This window comes from Mycobacterium sp. E3298, assembly GCF_001666895.1.
Taxonomy (GTDB): domain Bacteria; phylum Actinomycetota; class Actinomycetes; order Mycobacteriales; family Mycobacteriaceae; genus Mycobacterium.
Genome location: NZ_LZJB01000627.1, coordinates 1 through 9,249, shown reverse-complemented (window position 1 = coordinate 9,249; position 9,249 = coordinate 1). Strand labels below are relative to the sequence as shown.

The window sequence follows — 9,249 nt, the reverse complement described above, 5'->3', positions numbered from 1 at the left end:
CCGGCAGCTGCGCCGACGACGGCAGGTCCGAGCCGGTGGTGAAGACCAGCGGGCCCGCGTCGCGGGGGGTCTGGCTGTCGCGGGGCGGCGCCGACGTGCTGCAGACGCACCCGATCGTGGCCGTCGACCGGCGCGGCATGGGCATGTCGAACCCGATCGACTGCCGCGACTCGTCCGACCGCCAGATCATGCGCGACCAGGCGCAGTTCCAGACCGGCGACGATCCCGTCGCCAACCTCTCGGACGTCGCGAACACCGCCACCACCAACTGCACCGACGCCATCGCGCCGGGCGCAGGCGCCTACGACAACGCCCACGCCGCCTCGGACATCGAGCGGCTGCGCACGCTGTGGGACGTGCCCGCGGTCGCGCTGGTCGGGATCGGCAACGGCGCCCAGGTGGCGCTGGCCTACGCCGCGACGCGCCCCGACAAGGTCGCCCGGCTGATCCTCGACTCGCCAGTCGCCTTGGGCGTCAACGCCGAAGCCGCCGCCGAGCAACAGGTCAAGGGCCAGCAGGCCGCGCTCGACGCGTTCGCCGCCCAGTGCATCGCGGTGAACTGCGCGCTGGGCGCCGACCCCAAGGGCGCCGTCGGCGCCTTGCTGGCCGACGCCCGCGCCGGCAAGGGCCCCGGCGGAGCGTCCGTCGCCGAGGTGGCCAACGCCATCACCGTCGCGCTGGGCTTTCCCGCCGGCGGCCGCGTCAACGCCACCACCAACCTGGCCAACGCCCTGGCGGCCGCCCGCTCCGGCGACACCAACCAGCTGACCAACCTGATCAACCACGCCAACGCCACCGAGGACTCCGACGGCCAGTTCGTCAACACCTGCAGCGACGCCGTCAACCGCCCCACCCCGGACCGGGTGCGCGAACTGGTGGTGGCGTGGGCCAAGCTGTACCCGCAATTCGGCACCGTCGCGGCGCTCAACTTGGTCAAATGCGTGCACTGGCCCACCGGTTCGCCCCCGGCGCCGCCGAAATCGTTGAAGGTCGACGTCCTGCTGCTCGGCGTGCAGAACGACCCGATCGTCGGGACCGAAGGCGTCGCGGCGACGGCGGCGACCGTCATCAACGCCAACGCGGCCAGCAAGCGGGTGATGTGGCAGGGCATCGGCCACGGCGCCAGCATCTACTCGCCGTGCGCGGTTTCCCCGCTGATCGGCTACGTCAACAGCGGCAAGCTGCCCGGGACCGACACGTACTGTCCCGCCTGATACTTTGCGCTTCGTGACGGCAGCTGACTCGACCCGAACCGGCCTGCGCGATCGGACCCTCGCCGCCTTTCGTCCAGGTAGCGGCGCGCCGAGCCCCGCGGCGATACTGCGGTCCGCGTTATGGCCGGTGGCCATCATGTCGGTGCTGCACCGAAGCATCATCCTGACGCTCAACGGCAACATCACCGACGACTTCAAGCCGGTGTACCGGGCGGTGCTGAACTTCCGGCGCGGCTGGGACATCTACAACGAGCACTTCGACTACGTCGACCCGCACTACCTGTATCCGCCCGGCGGCACCCTGCTGATGGCACCGTTCGGCTACCTGTCCTTCACGCCGTCGCGGTACCTGTTCATCCTGATCAACACCGTGGCCATCCTGATCGCCTGGTACCTGCTGCTGCGGTTGTTCAACTTCACGCTGTCCTCGGTGGCCGCGCCCGCCTTGCTGCTGGCCATGTTCTGCACGGAAAGCGTCACCAGCACGCTGGTGTTCACCAACATCAACGGCTGCGTGTTGCTGGCCGAGGTGCTGTTCTTGCGCTGGCTGCTGGACGGGAAGGTGCGGCACCAGTGGTGGGCCGGGCTCGTGATCGGGTTGACGCTCACGCTCAAACCGGTGCTGGGGCCGTTGCTTCTGCTGCCGCTGCTGAACCGCCAGTGGCGGACGCTGGTGCCCGCGTTCCTGGTCCCGATCGCCATCAACGCGGCCGCCTGGCCGCTGGTCAGCGATCCGGCCGACTTCGTCACGCGCACGCTGCCCTACATCGGCGGCGTCCGGGACTACTTCAACAGCTCGATCGAGGGCAACGGCGTGTACTTCGGCCTGCCCACCTGGCTGATCGTCTTCCTGCGGCTTCTGTTCACGGCGCTCGCGATCGGCGCGCTGTGGCTGCTCTATCGCTATTACCGCACCCGCGACCCGCTGTTCTGGTTCACCAACTCGTCGGGCGTGCTGCTGCTGTGGTCGTGGCTGGTGTTGCCGCTGGCCCAGGGTTACTACTCGATGATGCTGTTCCCGTTCTTGATGACGGTCGTGCTGCGGAGTTCCCTGATCCGCAACTGGCCGGCTTGGCTGGGGATCTATGGATTTCTCACGCTCGACGACTGGTTGATCTACCGGTACATGAGGTACGGCCGCGCGCTGCACTACCTCAAGATCACCTACGGCTGGTCGCTGCTGCTGATCGTGGTGTTCACGGTGCTCCTGTTCCGTTACCTCGATGCGAAGGCCGAGGACCGGCTGGCCGACGGCATCGATCCGGCGTGGGTGCCGGTTGGGCGTGATGGCGCTCGGTGATCGCCGGGCGCGGCTCGACGCCGGGCGCGGCGGGTCACCGCAAATGGCGCTAGCGTGGAGGCATGAGTAGCCCGAAGCTCCAACTCTCCGACGACGAGTGGCGCCAGAAGCTGACGCCCGAAGAGTTCCACGTGCTGCGTCGCGCCGGCACCGAGCGGCCGTTCACCGGTGAGTACACCGACACCAAAACCGAAGGCATTTACCAGTGCCGGGCGTGTGGCGCCGAATTGTTCCGCAGCACAGAGAAATTCGAGTCGCACTGCGGCTGGCCGTCGTTCTTCGACCCGGCCGACTCCGACGCGGTGATCCTGCGGCCCGACCACTCGATGGGGACCACGCGCACCGAGGTGCTGTGCGCGAACTGCCACAGCCACCTGGGCCACGTGTTCACCGGCGAGGGCTACCCGACGCCGACCGATCAGCGCTACTGCATCAACTCCATCTCGCTGCGCCTGGTGCCCGCGGGGACGTAATCCCTTTCGGGCGCCGCCGCCGCGCGTCGGCTGCCGCGTCGCGTCGGCTGTCGGCTGCCTGGTGTCGGCTGCCGCGACACTTAAACCACGCAGACGACACGCCGCAAGGCTCCGCCATCGTTTAAGTCTCGCGGAGCCTGCGGGAGCGTCGTGACGTCTTTCCCGGTGTGGACGACGTGTTTGTCGGCAGCGAGGCATTGCGGCGGGGAGCCCTGAGCCGGCACCAGCTGCGAGCTCAGTTTCGCGCGATATATCCCGACGTCTATCTGCCGGCCCACGCCACGCCGTCGCTCCGGACGCGTTCCGTTGGGGCGTGGTTGTGGTCGGACCGCCGCGGCGTGCTCGCCGGACTTGCCGCGGCCGCCCTACATGGTTCGCGATGGATCGACGACGACGAGCCGATCGAGCTGATTTGGCGAAATCCGCATCCACCGACGGGCGTGATCGCCCGCAACCAGCGAGTCGGACCCGACGAGGTCACCCGTGTCAACGGGCTGCGGGTGACCTCTCTCGCGAGGACGGCGTTCGATTTGGCCAGGCGGCCGCCCAGCGGCGAGGCGGTAGCGCGACTCGATGCGCTGATGCGCGCGACCCCGTTCTCGAGCGAGGAGGTCATGCTGCTCGCCAAGCGTCACGCAGGGGCCCGCGGACTGCGGACGCTGCGCACAGCGCTTCCGCTGGTCGACCCGGGCGCGGCATCCCCGAAGGAAACGTGGCTGCGGTTGCTGCTGATCGACGCCGGGCTTCCCGCTCCCATGACGCAGATACCGGTGCAGGTGAACTGGCGACTCGTTGCCGTCCTCGACATGGGTTGGGAGGAATACAAGGTGGCCGTCGAGTACGACGGCGACCACCATCGCACCAACCGCACCCAGTATGTGCGGGACCAGGATCGGCTCCGCAAGCTTGCCGAGCTTGGCTGGGTTGTGATCCGGGTGATCGCCGAGGACAAGCCCGACGACGTGGTACACCGCGTGCGGGCCGCCCTCGCCCGTCGTGGATGCCGCGACACTTAAACCACGCACACGACACGCCGTAAAGTCCCGCCACGGTTTAAGTCTCGCGGAAGGAGCGAGCCTGGCGCGAACGCGGGCCGCCTCGCTCGAGGCAGGCCGCCAAGTGGGACGAACTCAGTCCACCCGGGTGGCGTGCACTTCCCAGAATGGGGCGTGCGCGCGTGCGCCCTCGAGCCAGGGCTCGACCACGCGGAAGCGCTCGAGCAACTCCCGGGCCTGATCGGCCATGTCGGGATTGCGCGCGGCCATCAGCTCGATGGACTCGACGCTGATGTTGACCTGATAGGTGGTGGGGCCGAGATACGTGATCTCCCAGCCGCCCGCGGGAAGCACGTCGCGGAAGTCGTTCTCGGACAACGACCGCAGCATCTTGAAGCCGTTGATGTTGTGTTGGCCGAACTCGAACATGTACAGCCGCGCGCCCGGCTTGGTCGCGCGGTGCAGCGCACGCACGTAGGACTGCCGAAGCTCGGGCTCGGTGCTGAAGGTGTGGTAAAAAGCGCAGTCGACGACCGTGTCGAACCGGCCGTCGAACCCGTCCAGCTTGGTGGCGTCGGCCAGCTCGAAATTGACCGAAACCCCGGCCTTTTCGGCGTTCTGCCGCGCGCGCTCGATGGCCCCGGCCGCCCCGTCGATGCCCGTCGCCGCGTAGCCTTTCGAGGCGTAGTAGATCGCGTGATGGCCCGGCCCGGTGCCCGGGTCGAGCACCTCGCCCTTGATCGCGCCCAGCGCAACCAGCTGCTGGACCACCGGCTGGGGTCCGCCGATGTCCCACGGCGTCGCGGTGGGCAGGCCGTGCGACGTCCGCTCGTCGCGGTACATCTGCTCGAAGCGGGTGGGATCGTTGGGGTCGAAAGCGGTCGTCATGGCAGCGCGTTCACCAGCTGCTCGACCGACACCCGCGGACCGGTGAAAAACGGTGTCTCCTCGCGGGTATGCCGCCGCGCGTCGGTCGCGCGCAGCTCGCGCATCAGGTCGACGATGCGGTGCAATTCGGGCGCCTCGAAGGCCAGCAGCCATTCGTAGTCGCCGAGGGCGAACGCCGGCACCGTGTTGGCGCGCACGTCCTTGTACTCGCGGGCGGCCATGCCGTGTTCGGCGAGCATGCGGCGCCGTTCCTCGTCGGGCAGGAGATACCACTCATACGACCGGACGAACGGATACACGCAGATGTAGTTGCCGGGCTCCTCGCCCGCCAGGAACGCCGGGATGTGGCTCTTGTTGAACTCGGCGGGCCGGTGCAGCGCCACGCTGCTCCACACCGGTGCGCAGGCCCGTCCGAGGGTGGTGGTGCGCCGGAAGTCGGCGTAGGTGGCCTGCAGCGCTTCGATGTTTTCGGCGTGCGTCCAGATCATGAAGTCGGCGTCGGCCCGCAGGCCCGCCACGTCGTAGAGGCCGCGCACCACGACGCCGCGCTCCTCCTGCTGCTTGAAAAACCGCGACGCGTCATCGATCACGGCGTCGCGCTGTTCCCCGAGCTCGCCCGGCCGCACCGAGAAGACGGAGAACATCAGGTACCGGATCGTGGCGTTGAGGGTGTCGTAGTCGAGCTTGGCCATGGAACCTATCGTGCCACCTTCAGATCGAGGGCCTCGACCGCGCGCCCGGCCGCCCCGACGCACGCCGGCACCCCGATGCCGTCGAGGTAGCTGCCGGCCACGGCGAGCGTCGGCGGCAGACCTGCCCGAATCTCGGCGACCAGCTCCGCGTGGCCCGGCCCATACTGGGGCATGGCGTCGATCCAGCGCTGCACGCGAGCGTCGAGGGGGTCGACGGCCAGCGCGAAAACGTCGACCAGGTCGCTCACCGCCCAGCCCAGCAGCTCATCGTCGGAAACACTGGTGGCCACGTCGTCGCCGCAGCGGCCGAACGACAGCCGCAGCAGCTGGGCGTCCCCGCGGGCGCCCCATTTGCGCGACGAGAGCGTGATCGCCTTGCCCCGCAACCGCTCCCCCGTCGCGACCAGCACACCGGAGCAGTCCGGGAACGGCGTGCCGCCCGGCACGGCGAGCGCGACCACCACCGACGACGCGTTGGTGATCCGGCCTGCGGCGGCGGCGCTGCCCGGGGCGATCTCGGCGAGCAGGCGTGCCGCGCGGTGGGCCGGGACGGCCAGGATCACCGCGTCGGCGTACCAGCGCGCACCGGTGTCGTCCAGCAGCGACCAGCCGGCCTCGGCGCGGGCCAGCCGCTGCACCCCGGCCCGCACCCAGTGCGGCCGGGCGCGCGCGACGAGCGCGTCGAGCAGCACCTGGTAGCCGCCGTCGAGCGCCCCGAACACCGGAGCGCCGGTCGCCGGCGGCAGCGACTGCCGCACCGCGTCCGTCAGGCTGGAGGCGCCGCGGTCCAGGGCCGCCGCGACGCCGGGGGCCGCCGCGCGCAGACCGATGGTGGCCGCCGAGCCCGCGTACACCCCGCTCAGCAGCGGATCCACCGACCGGGTCACGACCTGCTCGCCGAACCGCTCCCCGACCAGTTCGGCCGTCGCGGGGTCGCTGCCGGGCCGCCAAGCGAGAGGCCGGCCGGGTTCGTCCTCGATGCGCGCGACGGTCGCCGCGTCGACCAATCCCGCCACCGAGGCGGCCGACGACGGAATCCCGATGACCGTGCCGGTGGGCAGCGGATGCAGGTTGCGCTGGCTGTAGATCAATGGGCGCGCGCCGGTGGACACCAGTTGGCGGTCCGACAGGCCGAGCTCGGCCAGCAGCGCCGGCATCTCGGGCCTGCGCAGGATGAACGCCTCGGCGCCCACGTCCATGGTCTGCCCGCCGACACGCTCGGTGCGCAAGATGCCACCCAGCCGGTCGGCGGGATCGAACAGGGTGATGTCAGCGTCGTCGCCCACCGCGGCGCGCAGCCGGTAGGCCGCCGTCAGCCCCGAAATCCCGCCCCCGACAACGCAATACGACGGAGAAGTCATAGGGAGTGGACCAGCGACACCAGGTCGGTCAGCACACCGGGGTCGGTGTCCGGCAGCACGCCGTGGCCAAGGTTGAAGACGTGACCGGTCGCGCCCGCGTCGACGGCTTGGCGGCCGTCCTCGACGACGGCGCGAGCGGCGCGTTCCACGGCCGGCCACCCGGCCATCAGCACCACCGGATCGAGGTTGCCCTGCAGCGCCGTGCCGGGCGCGACCCGGCCGGCCGCGTCGGTCAGCGAGGTGCGCCAGTCCACGCCCACGACCGTCGCGCCGACCGTCGACATGGCGCCCAGCAGTTCGGCGGTGCCGACCCCGAAGTGCGTCATCGGCACGCCGTATTCGGCGAGGGCGCCGAAAACCCGGGCGCTGTGCGGTTGCACGTAGGTGCGGTAGTCGGCGAGTGACAAGGCGCCCGCCCACGAGTCGAACACCTGAATGGCGTCCACCCCGGCCTCCAGCTGCACCCGCAGGAAACCGACGGTGATGTCGGTCAACTTCTCCATCAGGGCGTGCCAGCTGTCCGGTTCGGCCAGCATCATCGCCTTGGTGCGGGCGTGGTGGCGGCTCGGTCCGCCCTCGATCAGGTAGGACGCCAGGGTGAACGGCGCCCCCGCGAAGCCGATCAGCGGGACCGCGCCGAGCGCGGCCACCAGCAGCGTGACCGCATCGGAGACCGGCTGAATCCGTTGGCGGTCAAGGGGTTTCATCGCGTCGACGTCGGCGGCGGTGCGCACCGGCGACGCGATCACCGGCCCGACGCCCGCGACGATGTCCAGGTCGACGCCCGCGCCGAGCAGCGGCACCACGATGTCGGAGAACAGTATGGCCGCGTCGACGTCGTGGCGCCGCACCGGCTGCAGGGTGATCTCGCAGACCAGCTCGGCGTCGAAACAGGCCGACAGCATGTCGGTCTGGGCCCGCAGCGCCCGGTATTCGGGCAGCGAACGACCGGCCTGCCGCATGAACCACACCGGGGGCCGGCCGGGTTTGCCGCCGGTGACGGCGGCCAGATACGGCGACTCGGGGAGGTCGCGACGGGTACTCATCGTCCTCAATGCTGCCACGGCGGCGGCCCCGTCCCCGCGCTGCGTACTATCAACGTCCGTGCCAGTCAGCCAGCCTCCGGTGAATTACGGCGAGTTCCCCAGCCTGCGCTGCGAAGTGGGCGACAACGGCATCCTGACGCTGGTTCTCGACGCCCCCGGCCTCAACTCGGTCGGCCCGCAGATGCACCGCGACCTCGCCGACATCTGGCCGGCGATCGCCCGCGACCCCGACGTGCGCGTCGTGCTGGTCCGCGGCGAGGGCAAGGCCTTCTCGTCCGGCGGCAGCTTCGACCTGATCGCCGAAACCATCGGCGAGTACGAGGACCGGATCCGCATCATGCGGGAGGCCCGCGACCTCGTGCTCAATATGGTCAACTTCGACAAGCCGGTCGTCTCGGCGATCCGCGGACCGGCCGTCGGGGCGGGCCTGGTGGTGGCCCTGCTCGCCGACGTCTCGGTGGCCGGTCGCACGGCGAAGCTGATCGACGGGCACACCAAGCTGGGCGTGGCCGCCGGCGACCACGCCGCGATCTGCTGGCCGCTGCTGGTCGGCATGGCCAAGGCCAAGTACTACCTGCTGACCTGCGAAACCCTGCTCGGCGAAGAGGCCGAGCGGATCGGCCTGGTGTCCACCTGCGTCGACGACGACGACGTGCTCTCGACGGCGACGCGGATCGCCGAGGACCTGGCGCGGGGCGCGCAGAACGCCATCCGCTGGACCAAGCACAGCCTCAACTACTGGTACCGCATGTTCGCGCCCGCCTTCGAGACCTCGCTCGGCCTCGAGTTCCTCAGCTTCAGCGGCCCCGACGTGCAGGAGGGTCTGGCCGCGCATCGCGAGAAGCGGCCGGCCCGATTTACCGGCGGAAACGCCTCCTGAGCTGGCTCGATACGCCCGGATGAGGTCTGGTAACGGCTTGGTCGCGGTCGGCGCGCCTGGTTTCGCCTGTCGGCCGATGGGTCTACCGTCGGACCCTGTGACCCGTGCCGCGACGACGAAGAGCGACCGGGATGAACAGGAGCGGCGCCAAGTGACCTCAGCTGAACCGGAGCCATTCCGCGAGGCGGTAGCGGCGATGAACGGCGTCACCGTGCGGTCGGAAATCGAGCTGGGCCCGATCCGCCCACCCCAACGCCTGGCGCCCTACAGCTACGCGCTGGGGGCCGAGGTCAAACATCCCGACCGCGAGATCATCCCGGAGCGGTCCGACGGCGACGCCTTCGGCCGACTCATCCTGCTGTACGACCCGGAAGGCGCCGACGCGTGGGACGGCACCATC

The 9,249-nt window shown here is 69.8% G+C and carries 10 protein-coding genes; 6 read left to right on the top strand and 4 right to left on the bottom strand.

Translation table 11 applies throughout. From position 1 onward, the window contains the following. The 4 genes from A9X05_RS28990 to A9X05_RS28975 form a co-directional block, all read left to right on the top strand. A partial coding sequence (locus A9X05_RS28990) for an alpha/beta hydrolase (protein ID WP_067785834.1) occupies positions 1-1,214 on the top strand: 1,214 nt, incomplete at its 5' end. 13 nt (positions 1,215-1,227) lie between these two features. Continuing rightward, complete coding sequence (gene aftC, locus A9X05_RS28985; protein ID WP_231978486.1) at positions 1,228-2,514, top strand: arabinofuranan 3-O-arabinosyltransferase; 1,287 nt, start codon at positions 1,228-1,230, stop codon at positions 2,512-2,514. Between the two features lie 62 nt (positions 2,515-2,576). Next, positions 2,577-2,987 carry a peptide-methionine (R)-S-oxide reductase MsrB gene (msrB, locus tag A9X05_RS28980; RefSeq protein WP_067756057.1) on the top strand — a complete coding sequence of 137 codons (411 nt, stop codon included), beginning with the start codon at positions 2,577-2,579 and terminating at the stop codon, positions 2,985-2,987. A gap of 167 nt (positions 2,988-3,154) precedes the next feature. After that, the gene (locus A9X05_RS28975) at positions 3,155-4,003 is read left to right on the top strand and encodes an endonuclease domain-containing protein (protein WP_067785828.1); all 849 of its coding nucleotides are present in this window, start codon (positions 3,155-3,157) and stop codon (positions 4,001-4,003) included. Between the two features lie 114 nt (positions 4,004-4,117). Here the strand turns inward: A9X05_RS28975 and A9X05_RS28970 are convergent, their stop codons facing one another. Genes A9X05_RS28970 through hemE form a run of 4 tightly spaced genes read right to left on the bottom strand, consistent with a single transcriptional unit; the run spans position 4,118 to position 7,969 of the window. Next, on the bottom strand, positions 4,118-4,870 hold the full coding sequence (locus tag A9X05_RS28970; protein ID WP_067785824.1) for a class I SAM-dependent methyltransferase: 753 nt from the start codon (positions 4,868-4,870) through the stop codon (positions 4,118-4,120). Beyond that, positions 4,867-5,562 (bottom strand): hydrogen peroxide-dependent heme synthase, encoded by a 696-nt coding sequence (hemQ, locus tag A9X05_RS28965; RefSeq protein ID WP_067785822.1) that lies wholly within the window; start codon positions 5,560-5,562, stop codon positions 4,867-4,869. The genes A9X05_RS28970 and hemQ overlap by 4 nt, the downstream gene beginning before the upstream one ends. A 5-nt stretch (positions 5,563-5,567) precedes the next feature. Beyond that, positions 5,568-6,923, bottom strand: a complete 1,356-nt coding sequence (locus A9X05_RS28960; RefSeq protein ID WP_067785819.1) for a protoporphyrinogen oxidase — start codon at positions 6,921-6,923, stop codon at positions 5,568-5,570. Further along, positions 6,920-7,969 carry a uroporphyrinogen decarboxylase gene (gene hemE / locus A9X05_RS28955; protein WP_067756041.1) on the bottom strand — a complete coding sequence of 350 codons (1,050 nt, stop codon included), beginning with the start codon at positions 7,967-7,969 and terminating at the stop codon, positions 6,920-6,922. Before hemE ends, A9X05_RS28960 begins: the two co-directional genes overlap by 4 nt. Positions 7,970-8,027: 58 nt before the next feature. Here hemE and A9X05_RS28950 point away from each other — a divergent pair, with 58 nt between their 5' ends. Then, positions 8,028-8,849, top strand: a complete 822-nt coding sequence (locus A9X05_RS28950) for an enoyl-CoA hydratase/isomerase family protein (protein ID WP_067756038.1) — start codon at positions 8,028-8,030, stop codon at positions 8,847-8,849. 76 nt (positions 8,850-8,925) lie between these two features. After that, on the top strand, positions 8,926-9,249 hold a 324-nt coding region (locus A9X05_RS28945), incomplete at its 3' end, for a DUF3000 family protein (RefSeq protein WP_156670129.1).